The sequence below is a fragment of the Promicromonospora sp. NPDC060204 genome, assembly GCF_042728455.1.
In the GTDB taxonomy this organism is placed as follows: Bacteria; Actinomycetota; Actinomycetes; order Actinomycetales; family Cellulomonadaceae; genus Promicromonospora.
The window spans coordinates 11,486-34,141 of record NZ_JBHWZO010000034.1 but is presented as its reverse complement, the minus strand read 5'-3'; the positions used below and the strand labels follow the sequence as shown (position 1 = coordinate 34,141).

Genomic DNA, 22,656 nt, shown 5'->3' with positions numbered 1-22,656 from the left:
AGCCAGCACTCAACGAGGAAGGGGGTGGGTTTAGAAGAGGCGGGTTGTCGGGTCGTCCGCGCCGCGCATCGCGTCGTAGTCCAGCAGGAGGGTCTTGATGCCGCGGTCCTTCGCCAGGACGCGGGCCTGCGGCTTGATCTCCTGGGCCGCGTAGACGCCCTGGACGGGGGCCAGCAGCGGGTCGCGGTTGAGCAGCTCCAGGTACCGCGTGAGCTGCTCGACGCCGTCGATGTCGCCCCGGCGCTTGATCTCCACCGCGACGGTGGAGCCGGAGCCGTCCCGCGCGAGGATGTCCACCGGGCCGATGGCCGTGGGGTACTCGCGCCGGACCAGGGTGTGCCCGTCGCCCAGCAGCGCGATCTGCTCGGCGAGCAGCTCCTGCAGATGCGCCTCCACGCCGTCCTTCACGAGGCCCGGGTCGATGCCCAGGTCGTGGGCGGAGTCGCTGTGCACGGTGAACAGCTCGACCTCGAGCCGGTCGTCCGACTTGGCGTGCTGGACGGTCCACACCTCGGTGACGCCGCGCTCGGCGGCCTCCGCGGAGGGCTCGCGCACCACCAGGGTGCACGGGGGGCTCATCCAGTTCAGCGGCTTGTACGAGCCGCCGTCCGAGTGGATCAGCACGCTGCCGTCGGCCTTGACCACGAGCAGCCGCGTCGCCGGCGGGAGCATCGCGGTCAGGCGGCCCGTGTAGAGGGCGGAGCAGTCTGCCACGACCAGCCGCATCAGAGAACCAGATCCTGTCGTCCGGGAGGGGCGGCCTCGAGCCAGGAGGCGAGGCCGAAGTAGTCGCCGGCAGCGAGGTCGAGCTCGAAGTCGAGCCCGTCGTACCGGCACTGGACGAGGTAGTGGTCGCCCTGACCACGCTCGTCCGGGTCCAGCGGGGTACGGCTCGTCACGGTGAGCCGCTCCCGGTACCACGTGCGGGCCGGACGGGGTGCCAGCGACCAGCACCGCCACCACTCGATCCGGCCCACCGCGTACTGCGCGATGCCCGGCGTCCAGGAACCCTCGGGGTTACCGGTCGCCCGGGCACTGCAGTCGAACGATCCGACCCTCCGGGAGAGGGTCCGCAGCCGGGAGATCCCGGCCGCGATGACGAGCGCGAGCGCCCCCAGTACCGCTATCGCGATCCATACGACGCCGGGCACGCGCGCTCTCCCTCAGACCAGGGAGATCTCGTCGACCACGAGGGTGACGAGGTTGTTGTCGACGGACATGAAGCCGCCGGTGACCTGGGCCTCCACGGCCGGACCCGACGCCGTCTCCACCTTGATGGTGCCGGGGCGAAGCACCGCCAGCAGCGGCGTGTGGTTCGCCAGGATGCCGATCTGGCCGTCCGCGGACGGCGCACTCACCTGGGTCGCCGCACCGCTCCAGACCTTGCGGTCCAGGGACACGAGGTCCACGCTCAGCTCTGCCACGAGAGCTCCTTCCGATGTAGCGGGCGTGCTGCCGCCCCTGCCGGGTTGCCCGAGTCTAAGGGGTCCGGCGGGGCGGCATCACGCACGGGGGGACGTACGAGACCTCAGGCCCCGTACTCCTTCTGGATCCGTGCCCAGTTCTCCTCGAGCATCTCGAGGCCACCGATGTTGTAGAAGGCCTGCTCGGCGATGTGGTCGAACTCGCCGGCGCAGATCTTCTTGAACGCCTCGATGGTCTCGGACAGCGGGACCGTCGAGCCCTCCACGTCCGTGAACTTCTTGGCCATGTAGGTGTTCTGGGAGAGGAACTGCTGGATGCGACGCGCGCGCGCCACGACCGTCTTGTCCTCCTCCGAGAGCTCGTCCACACCGAGGATAGCGATGATGTCCTGCAGCTCCTTGTTCCGCTGCAGGATCGACTTCACCTCGGTCGCCACGTCGTAGTGCTCCTGGCCCACGTAACGCGGGTCGAGGATGCGGGACGTCGAGGTCAGCGGGTCGATCGCCGGGTACAGACCCTTCGACGCGATCTCTCGGGAGAGCTCGGTCGTCGCGTCCAGGTGGGCGAACGTCGTGGCCGGGGCCGGGTCGGTGTAGTCGTCAGCCGGCACGTAGATGGCCTGCAGCGACGTGATGGAGTGACCACGCGTCGAGGTGATGCGCTCCTGGAGGAGACCCATCTCGTCGGCCAGGTTCGGCTGGTAGCCCACGGCGGACGGCATACGGCCGAGCAGCGTGGAGACCTCGGAACCGGCCTGCGTGAAGCGGAAGATGTTGTCGATGAAGAGCAGCACGTCCTGGTTCTTCACGTCGCGGAAGTACTCCGCCATCGTCAGCGCCGACAGGGCCACGCGCAGACGCGTGCCCGGCGGCTCGTCCATCTGGCCGAAGACGAGGGCGGTCTTGTCGAAGACACCCGCCTCGTCCATCTCGGCGATCAGGTCGTTGCCCTCACGGGTGCGCTCACCGACACCGGCGAACACCGACACACCGCCGTGGTCCTGGGCCACACGCTGGATCATCTCCTGGATGAGGACCGTCTTGCCGACGCCCGCACCACCGAAGAGACCGATCTTGCCACCCTGCACGTACGGGGTCAGCAGGTCGATGGACTTGATGCCCGTCTCGAACATCGTGGTCTTCGACTCGAGCTGGTCGAAGGCCGGGGGCTTGCGGTGGATCGGCCAGCGCTCGGTGACCTCGAGCTTCTCGCCCTCGGCGAGGTTCAGGACCTCGCCGGTGACGTTGAAGACCTTGCCCTTGGTGATGTCGCCGACGGGCACGCTGATGGGCGAGCCGGTGTCGGTGACCAGGGCGCCGCGGACCAGGCCGTCGGTCGGCTTGAGCGCGATGGCGCGCACCAGGGAGTCACCCAGGTGCTGCTCGACCTCGAGGGTCAGCGTGAAGGTGTTCTCGTCCTCGCCCTGGCCCGAGAGGTCGATCTCGACGGTCAGCGCGTTGTAGATGTCGGGGATCGCGTCCTCGGGGAACTCGATGTCCACGACGGGGCCGATCACCCGAGCGACCCGGCCGGTGCCGGGGCCGCTCGTGTGCTCGACCGTGGATTCCACGGTGGTGGCGGTCATGGTTGCCTCGCTTCGGTGGGCCGGAGGGTCCTCCGGCGGGGAGTCTGTTGGTTGGTCAGGACGCCAGGGCGTCGGCACCGGAGACGATCTCGCTGATCTCCTGGGTGATGTCCGCCTGACGGGCCTGGTTGGCCAGTCGGGTGTACGTGCGGATCAGGTCCTCGGCGTTGTCCGTGGCCGTGTGCATGGCGCGCTGGCGGGCGGCCAGCTCGGACGCGGCTGCGTCGAGCAGGGCCGCGTAGATGCGCTGGTCCACGTACCGCGGGAGCAGTGCGTCGAGCACGGCCTCCGGGGACGGCTCGAAGTCGTAGAGCGGCAGGACCTCGTGCTCGTCCGCCTCCACCACGCCCTCGACGACCTCCAGCGGCAGCATGCGCACGACGTGGGGACGCTGGGTCACCATGTTGACGAACTGCGTGGAGACCACGTGCAGCTCGGACACGCCGCCCTCGTCCTCGTCCGCGAGGAACTTCTCGAGCAGGGCCTGCCCGATCTCCTCCGCGACCTCCGCCGTCGGCCGCTCCGAGCCGTACGTCCACGTCTGGACGGCCTCGCGGCCGCGGAACGCGTAGTACGAGATCGCCCGACGACCGGCGACGTAGAGGAGAACCTCCTTGCCCTCGGCCGCGAGCTGCTGGGTCAGCCGCTCGGCCTCACGGACGATCGACGCCGGGTAGGAGCCCGCCATGCCACGGTCCGACGACACGACGAGCACGGCGGCGCGCTTGGCGCCGTCGACCTCCTGCGTCAGCGGGTGCTTGATGTCGGTGTGCGTGGCGACCGCCGAGACGGCACGGGTGATCGCCTGCGCGTAGGGTGCCGCCGCCGCCGTCCGCGCACGGGCCTTGCCGATGCGGGACGCGGCGATGAGCTCCTGCGCACGGAACATCTTCTTCAGCGACTGCGTCGACTTGATCCGTGCCTTGAAGACGCGCTGGGATCCACCGGCCACGGGTCAGGCCTTCTTCTTGACGACGACCTGTGCCTGCTCGACGTCGACGGGGCCACCCTCGACCTCACCACCGACGAGCGCGGTACCGTCGGCCCGCTGGAAGCCGGCACGGAAGTCCTCGACGGCGGCGCTGAGCGCCTCCTCCGTCGCGGGCTCCAGCTTGCCGCTCTCGCGGATCGACGTCAGGACGTCCGTCTTGCGGCGCAGGTGGTCCAGCAGCTCGGACTCGAACCGCTTGACGTCCTCGACCGCGACGTCGTCCAGCTTGCCCTTGGTACCGGCCCACACGGCCGCGACCTGGTCCTCGACCGCGTACGGCGAGTACTGGGGCTGCTTGAGCAGCTCCGTCAGGACGGCGCCGCGCTGCAGCTGCGCGCGGGACGCCGCGTCGAGGTCGGACGCGAACATCGCGAACGCCTCGAGCGAGCGGAACTGCGCCAGCTCCAGCTTCAGCGTGCCGGAGACCTTCTTCATCGCCTTGATCTGCGCGTCGCCACCGACTCGGGAGACCGAGATACCGACGTCCACGGCGGGACGCTGGTCGGCGTTGAACAGGTCGGACTGCAGGAAGATCTGCCCGTCCGTGATGGAGATGACGTTGGTCGGGATGTACGCCGAGACGTCGTTCGCCTTGGTCTCGATGATCGGCAGACCGGTCATCGAGCCCGCGCCCAGCTCGTCCGAGAGCTTCGCACAACGCTCGAGCAGACGGGAGTGCAGGTAGAACACGTCACCCGGGTAGGCCTCGCGGCCCGGCGGACGGCGCAGCAGCAGCGACACGGCACGGTAGGCCTCGGCCTGCTTCGACAGGTCGTCGAAGACGACGAGCACGTGCTTGCCCTGGTACATCCAGTGCTGGCCGATGGCCGAGCCGGTGTACGGGGCGAGGTACTTGAAGCCCGCGGGGTCGGACGCCGGAGCCGCGACGATGGTCGTGTACTCGAGCGCGCCGGCCTCCTCGAGGGCGCCACGCACGGAGGCGATGGTCGAGCCCTTCTGACCGATCGCGACGTAGATGCAGCGCACCTGCTTGCTGGGGTCGCCGGACTCCCAGTTCGCCTTCTGGTTGATGATCGTGTCGATCGCGATCGCCGTCTTGCCGGTCTGGCGGTCGCCGATGATCAGCTGACGCTGACCACGGCCGATCGGGATCATCGAGTCGATCGCCTTGATGCCGGTCTGCAGCGGCTCGTGCACCGACTTGCGCTGCATGACGCCGGGCGCCTGCAGCTCCAGGGCACGGGTGCCCTCGGTGGCGATCTCGCCCAGGCCGTCGATGGGGACACCCAGCGGGTCGACCACGCGGCCGAGGTAGCCCTCGCCCACGGGGACCGAGAGCACCTCACCGGTGCGGCGGACCTCCTGGCCCTCCTCGATGCCGGTGAACTCGCCCAGGACGACCACACCGATCTCGCGGACGTCCAGGTTCTGCGCGAGGCCGAGCGTGCCGTCCTCGAAGCGCAGCAGCTCGTTGGCCATCACGCCCGGGAGGCCCTCGACGCGGGCGATGCCGTCCGCGGCGTACGCGACGCGACCCACCTCCTCGGTGACCGCTTCCTGGGGCTCGTAGGCCTTCACGAAGCTGTCCAGTGCGGCCCGGACCTCGTCCGGCCGGATCGTCAGCTCAGCCATTGCTCTTCTCCTGTCGTGGCCGCGAGAGCCGCGGCGGAAGGTTCTTGTTCACGTTTTCAGCCGGCCAGACGACGCTGAGCGTCAGCAAGGCGCGACAGGACGGTGGAGTCGACGACGTCCGCGCCGACCTGGATGCGCATGCCCCCGACGACGGTGGGGTCCACGGTGACGTTCAGCTGGACGGCCTTGCCGTACGAGCGCTCGAGCACGGCGCCGAGGCGCTGCTCCTGCTCGCGCGTCAGCACCGTCGCGCTCGTCACCGCGGCGACGAGGCGCTGGCGGCGTTCCGCCGCGACCTCGCCGAACCACCCGATCGTCTGCACGAAGCGACGGCCACGCAGCGACGACGTCGCGCGCTGCGCCAGGCGCTGGGTCACGGTGTCGACCTTGCCACCGACCAGTGCGTCCACGAGCGCCACGCGGCGCTCCGGAGCGGTCGAGGCGTCCGAGAGGACCTGCTTGGCCTCCCGCTGGCCGACGAGCGACCGGCTGAGCCGGAACAGCTCGTCCTCGACCGTCTCCAGCGCGCCGCGCGCCTCGGCGGAAGCCAGCACGGCATCCACGCCGAGGCGCTCGACGGCGTCGGCCAGGTCCGAGTCGCTCGACCAGCGTGCCCGGGCGAGCCCGGACACGAGGTCGACCACGCGCTCGTCGAAGCCGCCCAGCAGACTGGCCACCAGGCCGGCCTTGGCCTCGCCCTCGCGGGAGGGGTCGGCGAGCGAGCGGCGCAGCGCGGCGGAGTCGTCGAGCGCCGACACCAGGGTGAGCAGCTGCTCACCCAGCGTCAGCGCGTCCGCACCCGCGGCACGCAGCACCGGCTCGAAGCGCTCCTGCGCCGCCGTCAGCGATGCCCCGCTCGATCCCCGCATCACGCCTCCTTGTTGCTTGCCACGGCCTGGCTCGCCTCGAGCTCGTCGAGGAACCGGTCGACCACGCGCGACTGCCGGGCCGAGTCCTCGAGGGACTCGCCCACGATCTTCGACGCGAGCTCGGTCGCGAGCGTGCCGACCTCCGAGCGCAGGGACACCGAAGCGGCCTGTCGCTCGGCCTCGATCTGACGGTGCGCCGTCTCGGTGATGCGCTCCGCCTCCTCGCTCGCCTTGACCTTGAGGTCGTTGACGATCGCGGTGCCCTCGGCACGCGCCTCCTCGCGGACCTGCGCCGCGTCGGCACGGGCCTCGGCGAGCAGCGCCTGCTGCTGCGCCAGGGCCTCGTCGGCTGCCTTCTGCGCGGCCTCGGCCTTCTCGATGCCACCCTCGATGAGCGACGCGCGCTCGTCCAGGATCTTGTTCATCGGCGGCAGGATGAACTTGTAGAACGCCACGGCGATGACCACAAGGATCACTGCCGACCACAGCAGGTCGTATCCAGCGGGCAGGAACAGGTCGATGCCCGCGGGCTCCTCTGTCTGCGCCGCCACGACGTCGGCAGCGCCCGTGAGCGCAGCCATCACGCGGCGGGGAAGAGGAAGCCGGCGACCAGGCCGAGGAGCGCGAGCACCTCGACGAACGCGACACCCAGGAACATGGTGGCGCGGAGCTGGCCGGCGACCTCGGGCTGGCGGGCCATACCCTCGATCGTCTTGCCGATGAGGATGCCGAGGCCGATACCCGGGCCGGTCGCGGCGAGGCCGTAGCCGACAGCGTTCAGGTTACCGGTGACCTCGGCGAGAGTGGTGACGTCCACTTGCGTCTTCCTTCCGTTGGGCGCCGCACCTGATGGTGCGGCGTCGCGTGGTGTGCGAAGGCGCTGGTGCGCCCGTCGCGGGTTTTCCAGGTGAAGCTGTGCAGCGCCGCCCGGAGGAGCGAGCACTGTCAGTGCTCCTCCTCCAGCGACATGTTGATGTAGACCGCGGCCAGCAGCGCGAAGATGTACGCCTGCAGGAACGCGACCAGAAGCTCGAAGAGCGTCACGAACAGGCCGGCGGGCAGGGTCAGGAGGCCGAAGGCCATCAGCCCGCCGCCCGCCGAGTCCACGACGAAGAACTGCGTGGCGGCGAAGCAGAGCACCAGCATGATGTGGCCGGCGACCATGTTGGCCACGAGTCGGACCGCGAGCGAGCCCGGCCGGATGACCAGGAGCTGCAGCAGCTCGATCGGCGTCAGGATGAAGTAGATCGGCCACGGCACGCCCGGCGGGAACAGGTTCGCCTTGAGGTAGCCGCCCAGGCCGTGCTTGCGGATGCCGACCGCCCAGTAGGTGACGAACACCCAGAGGGCGAGGAGCAGAGGGATGCCGATGCGCGAGGTGCCGGCCAGGTTCAGACCCGGGATCACACTCGTGACGTTGAACGCCAGGATCGACAGGAAGATGGTGGTGAGCATGGGCACGAAACGCTTGGCGTTGTCCTTGCCCAGGATCTCCTCGCCGATCTGCACCCGGACGAAGTCCAGCAGGTACTCGACACCGGCCTGGAAGCGGCCCGGCACCACCTTGGCGCGGCGCGCGGCGATCAGGAAGACCGACAGCAGCACCAGCGTGGCGATGATGCGGATGATCCAGATGCGGTCGATCTGGAAGATTGTGCCCTCGAACAGGATGGCCGACGGGAAGAAGTCGGCGATCGACGGCGTGTGGAAGCCGCCCTCACCCTCGTGGCCTTCAGTGGCGGCGAGGATTACGGACGTCGCATACGTGGACAGGAGGACTCCCAGGTGGTCATTCGGCCCCGCGCGCGTTTCCCGCTGTGTGGCGGAACGGGCGCGCCGTCGGGCCTGGCCGTCATGGATTCGTCGTAAGCCTAACCTATGTCCCATGCGGTTCTGGCCGTAGAACCGCATGACACGGCCCCTTGTGACTTATTGCGCAACCCCGCGTCAGGTCGTGGGTCGCTCATGGGGTCCGGTCAGGGCTTGGTGTCGGGCTGGGTCTCGGGCTCGACGTAGGGAAGGCGGCCGTTGCGGACGGCGCGGTAGTCGAGCAGCGCGGACCCGACGGCGCCCAGCAACAGCACGACGAACAGGACGACCCGGTCGTAGAAGTCGAACTGCGTGATGATCACCAGCACGACGATCAGCACCACCATCTTGGCGAGCCAGCTGCCCATCACCACGGCGCCCATGGCGGCCGGGCCCTTGCCGACGGTGTAGAGCATGGACCACACGGTCGTGGCGCAGAAGAACGCGGCGAGCGCCGCGCCGATCAGGGCGCCCCAGAGCCCTGGCAGGCCCGCGACCAGGAGCCCGACCAGCGACCCCAGGACGGCGAGGCCGCCCACGAGGATCAGGCAGTCGCGCAGGGCCGCACGCAGCACCGCCTGCTCGGCGGCACCCCGGGGGGCGTCGGGGGCATCGGGTGCTTGCTCGGTCATTCGACGGTCTCCTTGGTCTTGACGGTGGTCTGCACGCCGCCGCTCTCCGTGGCGCTCTGCGCCACGGCGGGCGTCGGTACCGTCCCGGCACCGACGGCGGCGGGCACCTTGGGGGTCTGCCCCGACAGCGCGACGTCGTCGTCCAGGAACCGGCCGCGGTTGCGCAGCGGGCCGAGGGTGGCCAGCAGCGCGAGCACCACGAACACCGTGGTCCAGATGAGCACGATCTCCCAGTCCCACTGGACGAGGGCCGCGGCGCTGAAGGCGAACACGGCGGTCCACACGTACAGGATCACGACGGCGCGGCGGTGCGAGTGGCCGAGGGCCAGCATGCGGTGGTGCAGGTGCATGCGGTCGGGCGCCATGGGCGACTTGCCGGCGGCCAGCCGCCGGATCACCGCGAGCCCCATGTCCAGCAGCGGCAGCATGAGCACCGCCACCGGCAGGAGCAGCGGGATGAACGCGGGCAGGGCCTGCGAGCCGGTCATCACGTCTGGCGTGACGTTGCCGGTCACGGTGATGGCCGCGCCGGCCATGACGAGGCCGATCAGCATGGACCCGGCGTCACCCATGAAGATGGTCGCCGGATGGAAGTTGTAGGGCAGGAAGCCCACGCAGACGCCCACGAGCACCGCCATCATCAGCGACGCCAGGGAGGAGTAGTCCTCCGGCGTGGCCTGCTGGGTGAGCCCGTAGGTGTACAGGAAGAAGGCGGCGCCGCCGATCGCGACGATGCCGGCGGCCAGGCCGTCGAGGCCGTCGACGAAGTTCACGGCGTTCATCGCGACCACGACGGCCAGCACCGTCACCACCAGCGACATGCGCGACGACGGGATGGTCGTGCCGGCGATCGGCAGCGTGATGAGCTGGACGCCCTGCAGGGCCATGAAGCCGGCGGCCAGCACCTGGCCGGCGAGCTTGGTGACCCAGTCCAGGTCCCACTTGTCGTCGGCCCAGCCGAGCGCGCAGACGATCGCCGCGCCGCCCACGATGCCCCACGCCTGGCGGTCCTCGAAGACCCCCGACAGGAACGGCATCTGGGACGCCAGCATGACCGCGACGACGATGCCGATCAGCATGGCGAGCCCGCCGAGCCGCGGCGTCGGCACGGAGTGCACGTCGCGCGCGCGCACGGCGGAGATGGCCGAGGACTTGAGTGCGACCCAGCGCGCGAAGGGCGTGGTCAGGAACGTGACCGCCGCGGCCACGAGCATCAGGAGCAGGTACACCCTCACTCGTCGTCCTCCGCGGCGGGGGCCGGGGGCGCGATCGGGTCGTCCTCCGGCGACGCCGCAGGGCCTTCGACATCCACGATCTTGCGCAGCTCGGCCAGCGACACGGCGCCCTCGCGGACGACGCGCAGCACCGGTCCGGTCGCGTCCACGATCGTGGAGGCGACGCCGCCGGGCGCCTCTCCCCCGTCGAGGTAGATCGCGACCGACTCGCCGAGCTGGGACACGGCGTCCGCCACGTCCTGCGCGGCGGGGCTGCCGGACTTGTTCGCGCTGGAGACGGCCAGCGGCCCGGTGCGCTTCAGGAGGGCGAGCGCCGCGGGGTGGTCCGGCATGCGCAGGGCGACGGTGCCGCCCGTGTCGCCGAGGTCCCACTGCAGCGACGGCTGCGCGTGCAGGATGACGGTGAACCCGCCGGGCCAGAAGGCCTCGACGAGCTTGCGGGCCTCGTCGGGCACGTCGGTGGCAAGGCCGTCGAGCGTCGCGACCTCACCCACGAGGACCGGCGGCGGCATCTGCCGCCCGCGGCCCTTGGCCGCGAGCAGGGCCGCCACCGCGACCTCGTCGAACGCGTCGGCAGCGATGCCGTACACGGTGTCGGTGGGCAGGACCACGAGGCCGCCACGGGAGATCGCATTCACTGCCTCGTCGATCGCGGGGCCCCAGGACTGCGGGTCGGTGGCGTCGAGCACGGGCTGCACAGGCACACTCACGCGGACCAGTCTTTCACGATCCGGAGGTGAGGGAATCCAGGCGGCGCGCGACCACCATGCGGGGCCGGCCCGTGAGGTCCTTGCGCGTCTCCGGCTCCCCGAACACGGGCCGGCCCTCGGCGTCCCGCGCGGCCGCGACCATCGCCCGCGCCGCCTCCGCCTGGACCTCCGCGTGCTCCATGACGTACAGGCCGCCGGCGCGCAGCAGGCGCGCGGCGGCGTCCGTGATGCCGCGCGGCACCTCCAGCCCGTCGGGCCCCAGCCCGTACAGCGCGACGGCCGGGTCGTGCTCGGCGACCTCCGGGTCCACGGGCACCGCGTCCGACGGCACGTACGGCGGGTTCGAGACGACGACGTCGGCCGTCCCGTCGACCCCGTACAGGGCCGTGCGGGCGTCGCCCTTGACGAGCCGGACGATCCGCTCGGGGGCCGACTCGGGGTCCGCCTGCGGGTCCGCCGCCGTGGCGGGGTCCAGGCCCGCGGCGACGGCGCTCAGGGAGTCGACGTTGCGGGCCGCCCACGCGTGGGCGTCCTTGTCCAGCTCGACGGCATGCACCCGCGCGCCGGGCACCTCGGTGGCCACCGCCAGCGCGATGGCCCCGGACCCGGTGCACAGGTCGACGACGACGGCGCCGCCCCGCTCGCCCATGACCTTGGCGGCCTCGTCGATCGCCACCTGGGCGACCTCCTCCGTCTCGGGCCGCGGCACGAACACGCCCGGGCCCACGGCCAGCTCCAGGTGCCGGAACGGCGCGACGCCGGTCAGGTGCTGCAGGGGCTCGCGGGCGGCCCGGCGGGCGACCAGGCGCGCGAAGGCGGCAGCCGCGTCGTCGGGCACCTCGCGGCCGAGCACGGTCAGCCGCAGCAGCTCCCCGCGGTCCACGCCCAGGGCATACGCCAGCAGCGCCTCGGCGTCGGCCTGGGGCGACCCGACCCCGGCCTCGGCCAGCTCCTCATGGGCCCACTTCAACAGCTGCGCGCTCACCGCACTCCTCCGACCACGACAAAAGCCTGCCCGACGGCGCCGTCAGCCGCTAGACCCGCTGTGATCGGGTACCGCTCACACACCGGAGGCCTCGGCGAGCCGGGCGGCCTCGTCGGCGTCGATGGCCGACCGCACGACGGGACCCAGGTCGCCGTCGAGCACCTGGTCGAGGTTGTACGCCTTGTAGCCCGTGCGGTGGTCGGCGATCCGGTTCTCCGGGAAGTTGTACGTGCGGATGCGCTCGGACCGGTCCACGGTGCGCACCTGCGAGCGGCGCAGCTCGGCGGACTCGGCGGCCGCGGCCTCCTGCTGCGCGGCGAGCAGCCGGGCGCGCAGCACGCGCATGGCCTGCTCGCGGTTCTGCAGCTGCGACTTCTCGTTCTGCATCGAGACGACGATGCCCGTGGGCACGTGCGTGATGCGCACCGCGGAGTCCGTGGTGTTCACGGACTGCCCGCCCGGGCCGGAGGACCGGTAGACGTCGATGCGCAGGTCGTTCTGGTCGATCTCGAGCTCGCCCGGGTCGTCGACCTCGGGGAACACGAGCACGCCCGCCGCCGAGGTGTGGATGCGGCCCTGCGACTCGGTGACCGGCACCCGCTGCACGCGGTGCACGCCGCCCTCGTACTTGAGGCTGTGCCAGACGCCGTCCTCGGGGCCCTGGACGCTCTTGGCCTTGATCACCACCTGCACGTCCTTGTAGCCGCCCAGGTCGGACGCCGTGGCCTCCAGGAGCTGCGTGGACCAGCCGCGCTGCTCCGCGTACCGCAGGTACATGCGCAGCAGGTCGCCCGCGAACAGCGCGGACTCCTCCCCGCCCTCGCCGGCCTTGATCTCGAGGATCACGTCGCGGCCGTCGTCGGGGTCGCGCGGCACCAGGACCCGGCGCAGCTTCTCCTCCGCGGTCGACTCGGCCGCCCGGAGCACGGGCAGCTCCTCGGCGAACGAGGCGTCCTCGGCCGCGAGCTCGGCGGCGGCCTCGGCGTCGTCGTGCGCCTGCTCCCACGCCTTGTAGGCGCCCACCACCTGGTTGAGCTCCGCGTACCGGCGGCCCAGCGTGCGGGCGCGACCGGGGTCGGCGTGCACGGCGGGGTCCGCCAGCGCCGTCTCGATCTCGGCGTGCTCGCTGAGCAGCGGCCCGACGGCGGCGAACGCTTCGGTCACGATCTCTCCTCGTTACGGCGGGAAGGCAGGTCTGGGCAAAGCAACAGCGCCGGTGGTCCGGCGTCCGACTGCCCCTGGAGAGGTTGTCGGACCGGACCACCGGCGCTGCGGAGTCGCTACTTGTCGGCGGCCTTCTTGCCGTAGCGCGCCTGGAACCGGGCCACGCGGCCACCGGTGTCCATGATCTTCTGCTTGCCCGTGTAGAACGGGTGGCAGGCGCTGCAGACGTCGGCGCTGATCTTGCCGGACGTCTCGGTGCTACGCGTCGTGAAGGTGTTGCCGCAGGTGCAGGTGACCTGGGTGACGACGTACTCGGGGTGGATTCCAGCCCTCATGTTGCTCCTTGGTGAGATGCCACTGGGTCGCCCTGCAGAACCGCGAGGACGTGAACCAGCGAGCCAGCCAGTAATTGTGCCACTACCTCGCCCGGATCGGCGAGGCAGTGGGGTGTGACGTGGGTCAGACGTCGTCAGACCACCGTCAGACGGTGCTTGTTGCCGTCTGAGCCTGCGGTTCTGCTTCGGGCGGGTGCCTCGTACCTCGGCCCCCGCCCTGCGCGTCACCTCCGGCTCAGACGGTCTCGCCGACGTTGTCGTCCTCGGTGAGACCACCCGGCGTCGTCTTCTGCACGTGCAGCAGGAACTCGACGTTCGTCTTGGTCTTCTTGAGCTGGCCGAGCAGCAGCTCGGCGGCCTGCGTCTGGTCGAGCGCGCCCATGACGCGGCGCAGCTTGTAGACGATCGCGAGCTCGTCCTTCGACATGAGGATCTCCTCGCGCCGGGTGCTCGAACCGTTGACGTCGATCGCCGGGAAGATGCGCTTCTCGGCCAGGGACCGCGACAGGCGCAGCTCCATGTTGCCGGTGCCCTTGAACTCCTCGAAGATCACCTCGTCCATCTTCGAGCCGGTCTCGACCAGGGCGGTCGCGAGGATGGTCAGCGAGCCGCCGTCCTCGATGTTGCGGGCGGCGCCGAAGAACTTCTTGGGCGGGTAGAGCGCGGCGGCGTCCACACCACCGGACAGGATGCGGCCCGACGCCGGGGCGGCCAGGTTGTAGGCGCGCGACAGGCGGGTGATGCCGTCGAGCAGCACCACGACGTCCTGGCCCAGCTCCACGAGGCGCTTGGCACGCTCGATGGCGAGCTCGGCGACCAGCGTGTGGTCCGAGGCGTGGCGGTCGAAGGTCGAGGAGATGACCTCGCCCTTGACCGAGCGCTCGAAGTCGGTGACCTCCTCGGGGCGCTCGTCCACCAGCACGACCATGAGGTGGACCTCAGGGTTGTTGGCGGTGATCGCGTTGGCGATCTGCTGCATCATCAGCGTCTTGCCGGCCTTGGGCGGCGCGACGATGAGGCCGCGCTGGCCCTTGCCGATCGGCGCGACGATGTCGATGACGCGCGGCGTCAGCTTCGTCGCCTCGGGGTTCTCCAGGCGCAGGCGCTCCTGCGGGTACAGCGGCGTCAGCTTGGTGAACTCGGGGCGCTCCCGCGCCTCCTCCGGCGTCATGCCGTTCACCGTGTCCAGGCGCACCAGGGCGTTGAACTTGTTGACCTTGGCGTTGCGACCGACCGCCTGCTGCGGCGGCTCCTCGCCCTCGCGCGGCTGGCGCACGGCGCCGACGACGGCGTCGCCACGGCGCAGGCCGGCCTTCTTGACCTGGTTCAGCGACACGTAGACGTCGTTGTTGCCGGGCAGGTAGCCCGAGGTCCGCACGAACGCGTAGTTGTCGAGGATGTCGAGGATGCCGGCGACGGGCAGCAGCACGTCGTCCTCGCGCACCTCGACGTTCTCGAGACCCGCGACGTCCGGACCCGTGCGGCCGCGGCCGCGCTTGCGGTCCCGGCCCCGGTCGCGGCCCCGGCGGCGGCGCGAGTTGCGGTCGTCGTCGAGCTCGCCGGCGGCGGCCCGGTCGGCGGTGCGGTCCGGGCCGCGGTCGGCGGCGCGCTCCGCGGTCCGGGTGGTGCCGCGCTCGGACCGGTCGGCGGTGCGGTCGCCGGCGCGCTCGGCGCCGCGGTCGCTGCCGGCACGCGAGGTGCGGCCGTTCGCCGACTGGCCGTTGCGGCCCTTGTCCTCGGCGGACTTGTCCGCGGTGCCGTCGGCGGCACCCTGTCCGGCGCCACGACGGCGCCCGTTCTGCTCCCGCGGCGCCGCGACGGCGTCGGCCAGCTGGGCGAGACGGGCGGCCTTGTCGGCTTCCGTGCTCGCGGCGGCGCGCACACCCGAGGTGGTGACCTCGGCGGCGGCGACCGGCGCCTCGCTACGGGCAGGCTTGTCGGTGGTGAGCTGCTCCGGGGCCGAAGCGGCACGGGCCGGGCGCTTCGTCGCGCCACCCGTCTTCTCGCGGATCGAGTCCACGAGGTCGCTCTTGCGCATCCTGGAGGTGCCCTTCACGCCCAGGTCTCCGGCGAGTGCCTGGAGCTCGGCGAGGCGCATGCTGCTCAGCGCTCCGGTGCCGGCCGCACGGCCGGTGGCTGACTGAGCGTTATCGGTGGTGTCTGTCACGAAGGACCCTTCCCCCTCGAACTGCGGCTGGTCGCCTGATCGCGGGCCGCGGGATAGTGGGCGCCCGGCGCCGAACGGCCGGAACGCGGAAAACCTCGCATCAGTGGTACGACGAAGACGGCTGACGGGGGCGTTGTCTGCCTTCTCGCGAGATGCGGTGGCCGTAGATCACGGCCTGCTACGGGCACGGCTGAGCGGCTGAGACTGTCGCTGGGTAGGCGGTGGGGAACCGATGTTGAATCCGTGTTCCCGCCACCAAGGCTCAGGAGTGCTATCCCGAAGGTTCACTGCATACTACCACCCCGTACTGCTGGTGATCCTGGTCCGACATGACTTCTCTTTGCCCCCGACGAGCCGGACGATAGCGCACCTGTGTTACCGGTAATCCTTCGGGCACGCGCACCCGTCAGATCGATCCCGGGACTCAGCCGGCTCCAGCCCGCGGTCTCGTCCACGAGGTCCTTGAGGACGGCGTCGCGCGCGGCCCGGTGCCCGGGTCCGGCGAGCACAAGGACGGTGGGCCCGGCGCCCGAGACGGTGGCCGGGACGCCCTGCTCGCGCAGCGCGCGCAGCAGCTCGGCGGAGGCGCCGAGGACGCCCGCCCGGTACGACTGGTGCAGCCGGTCCTCCGTGGCGTCGAACAGGAGCTCCGGACGCCGGGCCAGGGCCTCCACCAGGAGTGCCGCGCGGCCCGCCGTGAACGCGGCGTCGCCGTGCGAGACCCGCGCAGGCAGGGCGGCCCGGGCACGGGCGGTCGCGAGCCGCACGTCGGGCACGAGCACGGTGGCCTCGATCGCCGGGTCGATGTCCAGCCCGACCGCCCGCGGGCCGTCGGCGGTGGTCCACGCGACGGTGGCGCCGCCCTGGATCGCGGGCGCGGCGTTGTCGGGGTGCCCCTCGAACTCGGTGGCCAGGCCCAGCACGGTGGCGGCGTCGATGGCCCGCGGGTCCGCGAGCAGGGCGCGCGCGGCGACGATCCCGGCCACGACGGCGGCCGACGACGAGCCGAGGCCCCGGCCGTGCGGGATCACGTTGTGGCACGTCATGTGGATGCCGGTGGGCACGGCACCCGCGAGGTCCAGCGTGCGCCGCAGCGCACGCACCACCAGGTGGTCCTCCCCGAGGGGGACCTCCCCGGCACCCTCGCCCTCGATCTCCACGACCACGTCGGAGCTCGCCACCAGGCGCACCTCGACCTCGTCGTACAGGGCCAGCGCGAGGCCCAGGGAGTCGAAGCCGGGCCCGAGGTTCGCGCTCGTCGCGGGCACCCGGACCCGCACGTGGTCGGCGCCGAGCTGCATCAGAGTGACAGTGCGTCGGCGATCGAGACGACGTCGGCGGAGACCCGTACGGGCTCGACCTCGCCGCCGTCGGGCGTGCGCAGCGCCCAGCCCGGGTCCTTGAGCCCGTGGCCGGTCACCGTGATGGTGATGCGCGCCCCCGCGGGCACCAGGCCGCGCTCGTGCCGGGCCAGCAGGCCGGCGACACCCGCGGCGGACGCCGGCTCGACGAACACGCCGACCTCGGCCGACAGGATCCGGTGCGCCGCGAGGATCTGCTCGTCCGTGACGGCCTCGATGACGCCGCCCGAGGTGTCCCTGGCCTGCTCGGCCAGCTCCCACGAGGCGGGGTTGCCGATGCGGATGGCGGTGGCGATCGTGTCCGGGTCGTCGATCGGGTGGCCCTTGACGATCGGGGCGGCGCCCGCGGCCTGGAAGCCCCACATGGCCGGGGTGCGGCTCGCGACGCCCGCCTCGGCGTACTCGGTGAAGCCCTTCCAGTAGGCCGTGATGTTCCCGGCGTTGCCGACCGGCAGCAGGTGGATGTCCGGGGCGTCGCCCAGGGCGTCCACGATCTCGAAGGCGGCGGTCTTCTGGCCCTCGATCCGGTCGGGGTTCACCGAGTTCACGAGCTCGACGGGGTGGGTGTCGGCGAGCTTGCGGGCCGCCACGAGGCAGTCGTCGAAGTTGCCGTCCACCTGCAGCAGGCGGGCGCCGTGCGCGACGGCCTGGCTCAGCTTGCCCATGGCGATCTTGCCGTCCGGCACGAGCACCGCGCAGACCATGCCGGCGCGCGTCGCGTACGCCGCGGCCGACGCCGACGTGTTGCCCGTCGACGCGCACACGACGACGCGGGCCCCGCGGCCGGCGGCCGCGGAGATCGCGGCCGTCATGCCGCGGTCCTTGAACGAGCCGGTCGGGTTCATGCCCTCGACCTTGACGTAGACCTCGGCGCCGGTGCGCTCGGACAGCGCCGGGGCGGGCACCAGCGGCGTGCCGCCCTCGCCCAGCGTCACGATCTTCTGCTGGAGGTGGGCGGGCAGCCGGTCGGCGTACTCGGCGATCACGCCGCGCCAGAGGCGCGAGGCGGGCGCGCGGTCCGGGCCGGCGGACGGGACGTTCGGTTCTGCGGGCAGTACGGGCACGGTTCAGCCTTCGACTCTCAGGACGGACGTGATCTCACGGACCGGTTCGAGCGTGCGCACGGCCGCGATGGTGGCGGCCAGCGACGCCTCACGGGCCGCGTGGGTGGTCAGCAGCAGCTCGGCCGTGCCCTCGGAGGGCCCGGTCTGGCGCACGGTGTCGATGGACACGCCGTGGTCGCCCACGACGCCCGCGACCTGGGCGAGGACGCCCGGGAGGTCGGCGACGAGCAGGCGGACCTGGTAGCGCGTCACGGCGGCGTCCGCCGGGAGCAGCGGACGGGCCGCGTACGTGGACTCCTGCGGGCCCTTGCCGCCGAGCACTCGGTGGCGCGCCGCCGAGACGACGTCGCCCAGCACCGCGGACGCCGTCGGCCGGCCGCCGGCGCCCTGGCCGTAGAACATGAGCGGCCCGGCGGCGTCGGCCTCGACGAAGACCGCGTTGAACGCGCCCTTCACGCCCGCCAGCGGGTGCTCCAGCGGCACGAGCGCAGGGTGCACGCGCACGGAGACACCCTCGCCGGTCTGCTCGGCGATGGCCAGCAGCTTCACGGCGTGCCCGGTGCGGGCGGCCCACGCGACGTCGTCGGACGTGACGCCCGTGATGCCCTCGCGGGCGACGTCGTCCGCGGAGACGCGGGTGTGGAAGGCGAGGCTGGCCAGGATGGCGGCCTTGGCCGCGGCGTCGTACCCCTCGACGTCGGCCGTGGGGTCCGCCTCGGCGTAGCCGAGCTCCTGCGCCTGCTTGACCGCCTGGTCGAGGTCGAGCCCGCTGGTGGCCATCTGGTCCAGCACGTAGTTGGTGGTGCCGTTCACGATGCCCAGGACCCGGCGCACGTGGTCGCCCGCGAGCGACTCCCGCACGGGCCGCACGATGGGGATGGCGCCCGCGACGGCGGCCTCGTAGTAGATGTCGACGCCCGCGGAGTCGGCCGCCTTGTAGAGCGTGGGGCCGTCTGCCGCCAGGAGCGCCTTGTTGGCGGTGACGACGGCGGCGCCGCCCTCGATCGCGCGCAGCAGCAGGGCGCGCGCGGGCTCGGTGCCGCCCATCACCTCGACGACGATGTCCGCGCCGTCCACCAGCGACCCGGCGTCCTCCGTGAGGAGCTCGGGCGGGATGGCGGCGTCGCGGGGGCGGCTCGCGTCACGGACGGCGATGCCGGCGAGCTCCAGCGGAGCGCCCGCGCGGGCGGCGAGATCAGTGCCCTGCTCCAGCAGCATCCGGGCCACCTCGGTGCCCACGACGCCACAGCCCAGCAGTGCGACACGCAGCCCGCGGGCGGGCTCGGGGACAGGCACAGCGATCCTGCTTTCGTGTTCGGGGGACGGTCCGCTCCCGGTGCGGTTCCGCACGGGTCGGGACGTTGCGACCAGGGTAACCGGAGCGTCCGACATACGGGCGCCCTGTCTCACGACAGCGGCCCCAGGGCGCCGGCCTGACGGCTCTGCCCCCCAAAAAAGACCGCCGAGGCAGTCACCTGGTGACTACCTCGGCGGTCCGGGCTCGCGGGGCCGGTCAGGCCTCGTTGATCCCGTGGCAGACCTTGTACTTCTTGCCCGAGCCGCACGGGCACTGCGCGTTGCGCGGCGTGCCCGGGAAGGTCCGGCCGTCGCTCGTGGCGGCCGTCGCCTCGCCGTGCAGGGACGCCCGGCGGCGCGCGCCGTCCGACGACTGCATGAACGCCGAGCCCGTGCCGTCCTCGTTCGGGGCCGAGTACGTCAGCGGCTGCTGCTGCCTCGGGGCGTCCAGGCCCTTGGCGAGCAGAATCGGCTCCGTGGCCGCGCCCGCCGCACGGCGCTGGCGCGGTGCGGGCGGCTGGGCCGGCTGCGGGGCCGCCGCGGGCTGGACCACCGGGATCTGCGTGGTGGGCGGGGCGTCCGGCTGGCCCGTGCCCAGGCGGCCGCGCGGCGGGACCGGCCCGGCGGCGGGCAGCTCGGAGCCGCCGTCGTCCGCCTGCTCGGCGCCCGGCTGCTGCACCGTGACCTCGAGGTTGAACAGGAACCCGACCGACTCCTCCTTGATGGCGTCGGTCATCGCCTGGAAGAGCTGGAAGCCCTCGCGCTGGTACTCGACCAGCGGGTCGCGCTGCGCCATGGCGCGCAGCCCGATGCCCTCCTTGAGGTAGTCCATCTCGTAGAGGTGCTCGCGCCACTTGCGGTCCAGCACCGACAGCACCACACGGCGCTCGAGCTGGCGCATGGCCGGGGCCGAGAGCTCGTCCTCGCGCGCCTGGTAGGCCACCCGCGCGTCGGACAGGATCTCCTCCAGCAGCATGTCGCCGCCGAGCCGGTCGATCCCACCGGCCTCGTCGGCGACCTCCTCCGGCGTCAGCGACACCGGGTAGACGGCCTTGAGCGCCGTCCACAGCGCGTCCAGGTCCCACTGCTCGGGCGGGCCCTCGGCGGTCGCGTTGGTGACGTACTCCGTGATGGTGTCCGTGAGGAAGTGCTGCACCTGCTCGCGCAGGTCCTCGCCCTCCAGCACCCGCAGGCGCTCGGCGTAGATGACCGTGCGCTGGCGGGACAGGACGTCGTCGTACTTGAGGACGTTCTTGCGGATCTCGAAGTTGCGGGACTCCACCTGGCCCTGCGCGGACATGATGCCGCGCGTGACCATCTTGGACTCCAGCGGCATGTCGTCGGGGAACCCGGCGCGGTTCATCATCGACTCGGCGAGGCCGGAGTTGAACAGCCGCATCAGGTCGTCCTGCATCGACAGGTAGAACCTGGACTCCCCCGGGTCGCCCTGGCGGCCGGAACGTCCGCGCAGCTGGTTGTCGATGCGGCGGGACTCGTGCCGCTCCGTGCCCAGCACGTACAGGCCGCCGGCTTCCTTGACCTCGTCGTGCTCGGCGGCGACGCGGGCCTTCGCCTTCTCCAGCGACTCCGGCCAGGCGGCCTCGTACTCCTCCGGCGTCTCGACCGGGTCGAGGCCCCGCTCCGAGAGCTCGGCCACCGCGAGGTACTCGGCGTTGCCGCCGAGCATGATGTCGGTACCGCGGCCGGCCATGTTCGTGGCGACCGTGACGGCGCCCTTGCGGCCCGCCATCGCGACGACCGCGGCCTCGCGCTCGTGCTCCTTCGCGTTGAGCACGTTGTGCGGCACGCCGGCCTTCTTCAGCTTGGCGCTGAGCAGCTCCGACTTCTCGACGCTGGTGGTGCCCACCAGGACCGGCTGCCCGTAGGCGTGCCGCTCCACGATGTCCGAGACCACCGCGTTGAACTTGCCGTCCTCGTTCTTGTAGACGAGGTCGGGCTGGTCGAGGCGCTGCGGCGGGTTGTTCGTCGGGATCGGGACGACGCCGAGCTTGTAGGTGCCCTGGAACTCGGCGGCCTCGGTCTCGGCCGTACCGGTCATGCCCGAGAGCTTGCCGTACAGGCGGAAGTAGTTCTGGAGGGTGATCGTGGCGAGCGTCTGGTTCTCCGCCTTGATCTCCACCCCCTCCTTGGCCTCGATGGCCTGGTGCATGCCCTCGTTGTAGCGGCGGCCCGCGAGGATACGGCCCGTGTGCTCGTCGACGATCATGACCTCGCCGTTCAGCACGACGTAGTCCTTGTCGCGCTTGAACAGCTCCTTGGCCTTGATGGCGTTGTTCAGGAAGCCGATCAGCGGCGTGTTCAGCGACTCGTACAGGTTGTCGATGCCGAGGTAGTCCTCGATCTTCGCGATGCCCGGCTCGAGCACGCCCACGGTGCGCTTCTTCTCGTCGACCTCGTAGTCCACGGTCGGCACCAGCCGCAGCACGACCTTGGCGAACTCGGTGTACCAGCGGTTGGCGTCGCCGGCCGCGGGACCCGAGATGATCAGCGGGGTGCGCGCCTCGTCGATGAGGATCGAGTCCACCTCGTCGACGATCGCGAAGTTGTGTCCGCGCTGCACCAGGTCGTCCGTCGACCACGCCATGTTGTCGCGCAGGTAGTCGAAGCCGAACTCGTTGTTCGTGCCGTAGGTGATGTCCGCGGCGTACATCTCGCGGCGCTGCGCCGGCGTCTGCCCCGACAGGATGACGCCGGTGGTCATCCCCATGAACCGGAAGACGCGGCCCATCAGGTCACCCTGGTACTTGGCCAGGTAGTCGTTCGTGGTGATGACGTGCACGCCGTCGCCCGACAGCGCGTTGAGGTACGCCGCGGTGGTCGCCACCAGCGTCTTGCCCTCACCGGTGCGCATCTCGGCGATGTTGCCGAGGTGCAGCGCCGCACCACCCATGATCTGCACGTCGAAGTGCCGCTGGCCGAGGGTGCGCCGGGCCGCCTCGCGGATCGCCGCGAACGCCTCCGGCATCAGCTCGTCCAGGTCGGCGCCGTGCTCGAGACGCTCGCGGAAGCGGGCCGTCTCCTCGCGCAGCTCGGTGTCGCTGAGCTCGACGAAGCTGGGCTCCAAGCGGTTGACCTGCTCAGCCACGTTATGCAGCTTCTTCAGGACACGTCCTTCGCCGATGCGAAGGACCTTGTCGAGGATGGACACGCGGGTTCTCCCAGGTCGTCGTCGAGTTTTCGCCGTCGCCCATGGTAGGCCGTAAACCTGAGCGGGTGGCCCAGAGCGGACGGCGGACCGACGGGGTTCGCTCTCGGGGTAACGATCACGGGAAGCATGCGGTTCCTGAGCACGTCATGGGTTCCTCGTGACGAACCGGAGACCGACACCGGATAGAGTGGTCACATCGCCCACCCGCCCGCGCTCGCGCGGCAAGCCGTCACGTGCTCGACCCCGGGTTCGCACCTGGTACCCCT

At 71.2% G+C, this 22,656-nt stretch carries 21 protein-coding genes; all 21 read right to left on the bottom strand.

The features are described 5' to 3' along the window. Positions 1-30 precede the first annotated feature (30 nt). Positions 31-726 (bottom strand): endonuclease NucS, encoded by a 696-nt coding sequence (nucS, locus tag ACFWEJ_RS07025; RefSeq protein WP_377228475.1) that lies wholly within the window; start codon positions 724-726, stop codon positions 31-33. Beyond that, positions 726-1,151, bottom strand: a complete 426-nt coding sequence (locus tag ACFWEJ_RS07020) for a DUF2550 domain-containing protein (protein ID WP_377228474.1) — start codon at positions 1,149-1,151, stop codon at positions 726-728. The genes nucS and ACFWEJ_RS07020 overlap by 1 nt, the downstream gene beginning before the upstream one ends. Before the next feature lie 12 nt (positions 1,152-1,163). Next, positions 1,164-1,424 carry a F0F1 ATP synthase subunit epsilon gene (locus ACFWEJ_RS07015; protein ID WP_285108336.1) on the bottom strand — a complete coding sequence of 87 codons (261 nt, stop codon included), beginning with the start codon at positions 1,422-1,424 and terminating at the stop codon, positions 1,164-1,166. A 104-nt stretch (positions 1,425-1,528) separates the two neighbouring features. Continuing rightward, the gene (gene atpD, locus ACFWEJ_RS07010) at positions 1,529-3,010 is read right to left on the bottom strand and encodes a F0F1 ATP synthase subunit beta (RefSeq protein WP_377228473.1); all 1,482 of its coding nucleotides are present in this window, start codon (positions 3,008-3,010) and stop codon (positions 1,529-1,531) included. 55 nt (positions 3,011-3,065) lie between these two features. Next, on the bottom strand, positions 3,066-3,962 hold the full coding sequence (locus tag ACFWEJ_RS07005; RefSeq protein ID WP_377228472.1) for a F0F1 ATP synthase subunit gamma: 897 nt from the start codon (positions 3,960-3,962) through the stop codon (positions 3,066-3,068). 3 nt (positions 3,963-3,965) lie between these two features. Continuing rightward, positions 3,966-5,594 carry a F0F1 ATP synthase subunit alpha gene (atpA, locus tag ACFWEJ_RS07000; RefSeq protein WP_377220356.1) on the bottom strand — a complete coding sequence of 543 codons (1,629 nt, stop codon included), beginning with the start codon at positions 5,592-5,594 and terminating at the stop codon, positions 3,966-3,968. A 56-nt stretch (positions 5,595-5,650) separates the two neighbouring features. Beyond that, positions 5,651-6,463 carry a F0F1 ATP synthase subunit delta gene (locus tag ACFWEJ_RS06995; protein WP_377228471.1) on the bottom strand — a complete coding sequence of 271 codons (813 nt, stop codon included), beginning with the start codon at positions 6,461-6,463 and terminating at the stop codon, positions 5,651-5,653. After that, positions 6,463-7,044 carry a F0F1 ATP synthase subunit B gene (locus ACFWEJ_RS06990; protein ID WP_377228470.1) on the bottom strand — a complete coding sequence of 194 codons (582 nt, stop codon included), beginning with the start codon at positions 7,042-7,044 and terminating at the stop codon, positions 6,463-6,465. Before ACFWEJ_RS06990 ends, ACFWEJ_RS06995 begins: the two co-directional genes overlap by 1 nt. Next, a complete protein-coding gene (locus ACFWEJ_RS06985) occupies positions 7,044-7,280 on the bottom strand; it encodes an ATP synthase F0 subunit C (protein WP_119142629.1) in 237 nt (78 codons plus the stop codon). The genes ACFWEJ_RS06990 and ACFWEJ_RS06985 overlap by 1 nt, the downstream gene beginning before the upstream one ends. 128 nt (positions 7,281-7,408) lie before the next feature. After that, entirely contained in the window at positions 7,409-8,374 is a 966-nt protein-coding gene (atpB, locus tag ACFWEJ_RS06980; RefSeq protein ID WP_377228469.1) for a F0F1 ATP synthase subunit A, read from the bottom strand. A gap of 65 nt (positions 8,375-8,439) precedes the next feature. Then, positions 8,440-8,904 carry a hypothetical protein gene (locus ACFWEJ_RS06975; protein WP_285108326.1) on the bottom strand — a complete coding sequence of 155 codons (465 nt, stop codon included), beginning with the start codon at positions 8,902-8,904 and terminating at the stop codon, positions 8,440-8,442. Continuing rightward, a complete protein-coding gene (locus ACFWEJ_RS06970) occupies positions 8,901-10,139 on the bottom strand; it encodes an MraY family glycosyltransferase (RefSeq protein ID WP_377228468.1) in 1,239 nt (412 codons plus the stop codon). The genes ACFWEJ_RS06975 and ACFWEJ_RS06970 overlap by 4 nt, the downstream gene beginning before the upstream one ends. Further along, positions 10,136-10,843, bottom strand: a complete 708-nt coding sequence (locus ACFWEJ_RS06965) for an L-threonylcarbamoyladenylate synthase (protein WP_377228478.1) — start codon at positions 10,841-10,843, stop codon at positions 10,136-10,138. The genes ACFWEJ_RS06970 and ACFWEJ_RS06965 overlap by 4 nt, the downstream gene beginning before the upstream one ends. Before the next feature lie 19 nt (positions 10,844-10,862). Further along, positions 10,863-11,834, bottom strand: coding sequence for a peptide chain release factor N(5)-glutamine methyltransferase (gene prmC, locus ACFWEJ_RS06960; protein WP_377228467.1), 972 nt, complete (start codon positions 11,832-11,834; stop codon positions 10,863-10,865). A gap of 75 nt (positions 11,835-11,909) precedes the next feature. After that, positions 11,910-12,998, bottom strand: coding sequence for a peptide chain release factor 1 (gene prfA / locus ACFWEJ_RS06955; protein ID WP_377228466.1), 1,089 nt, complete (start codon positions 12,996-12,998; stop codon positions 11,910-11,912). Between the two features lie 116 nt (positions 12,999-13,114). Next, positions 13,115-13,333, bottom strand: coding sequence for a 50S ribosomal protein L31 (gene rpmE, locus ACFWEJ_RS06950; RefSeq protein WP_119142620.1), 219 nt, complete (start codon positions 13,331-13,333; stop codon positions 13,115-13,117). A gap of 235 nt (positions 13,334-13,568) precedes the next feature. After that, positions 13,569-15,431: a transcription termination factor Rho gene (gene rho / locus ACFWEJ_RS06945; RefSeq protein WP_377228477.1), complete on the bottom strand. Its 1,863-nt coding sequence runs from the start codon at positions 15,429-15,431 to the stop codon at positions 13,569-13,571. Between the two features lie 353 nt (positions 15,432-15,784). Continuing rightward, positions 15,785-16,801, bottom strand: a complete 1,017-nt coding sequence (gene thrB, locus ACFWEJ_RS06940) for a homoserine kinase (RefSeq protein WP_377228465.1) — start codon at positions 16,799-16,801, stop codon at positions 15,785-15,787. Beyond that, on the bottom strand, positions 16,801-17,916 hold the full coding sequence (gene thrC / locus ACFWEJ_RS06935) for a threonine synthase (RefSeq protein ID WP_377228476.1): 1,116 nt from the start codon (positions 17,914-17,916) through the stop codon (positions 16,801-16,803). Before thrC ends, thrB begins: the two co-directional genes overlap by 1 nt. Before the next feature lie 12 nt (positions 17,917-17,928). Continuing rightward, entirely contained in the window at positions 17,929-19,221 is a 1,293-nt protein-coding gene (locus tag ACFWEJ_RS06930; protein ID WP_377228464.1) for a homoserine dehydrogenase, read from the bottom strand. Positions 19,222-19,438: 217 nt separating this feature from the next. After that, a complete protein-coding gene (gene secA, locus ACFWEJ_RS06925; RefSeq protein ID WP_377228463.1) occupies positions 19,439-22,390 on the bottom strand; it encodes a preprotein translocase subunit SecA in 2,952 nt (983 codons plus the stop codon). Positions 22,391-22,656 lie beyond the last annotated feature (266 nt).

Excerpts from the sequence above, each read along its gene's own strand:
- nucS (WP_377228475.1), bottom strand. The coding sequence starts at position 726 with ATGCGGCTGGTCGTGGCAGACTGCTCCGCCCTCTACACGGGCCGCCTG.
- atpD (WP_377228473.1), bottom strand. The coding sequence starts at position 3,010 with ATGACCGCCACCACCGTGGAATCCACGGTCGAGCACACGAGCGGCCCC.
- atpA (WP_377220356.1), bottom strand. The coding sequence starts at position 5,594 with ATGGCTGAGCTGACGATCCGGCCGGACGAGGTCCGGGCCGCACTGGAC.
- ACFWEJ_RS06995 (WP_377228471.1), bottom strand. The coding sequence starts at position 6,463 with ATGCGGGGATCGAGCGGGGCATCGCTGACGGCGGCGCAGGAGCGCTTC.
- ACFWEJ_RS06990 (WP_377228470.1), bottom strand. The coding sequence starts at position 7,044 with ATGGCTGCGCTCACGGGCGCTGCCGACGTCGTGGCGGCGCAGACAGAG.
- atpB (WP_377228469.1), bottom strand. The coding sequence starts at position 8,374 with ATGCGGTTCTACGGCCAGAACCGCATGGGACATAGGTTAGGCTTACGA.
- ACFWEJ_RS06975 (WP_285108326.1), bottom strand. The coding sequence starts at position 8,904 with ATGACCGAGCAAGCACCCGATGCCCCCGACGCCCCCCGGGGTGCCGCC.
- rpmE (WP_119142620.1), bottom strand. The coding sequence starts at position 13,333 with ATGAGGGCTGGAATCCACCCCGAGTACGTCGTCACCCAGGTCACCTGC.
- rho (WP_377228477.1), bottom strand. The coding sequence starts at position 15,431 with ATGCGCCTCGCCGAGCTCCAGGCACTCGCCGGAGACCTGGGCGTGAAG.
- thrB (WP_377228465.1), bottom strand. The coding sequence starts at position 16,801 with ATGCAGCTCGGCGCCGACCACGTGCGGGTCCGGGTGCCCGCGACGAGC.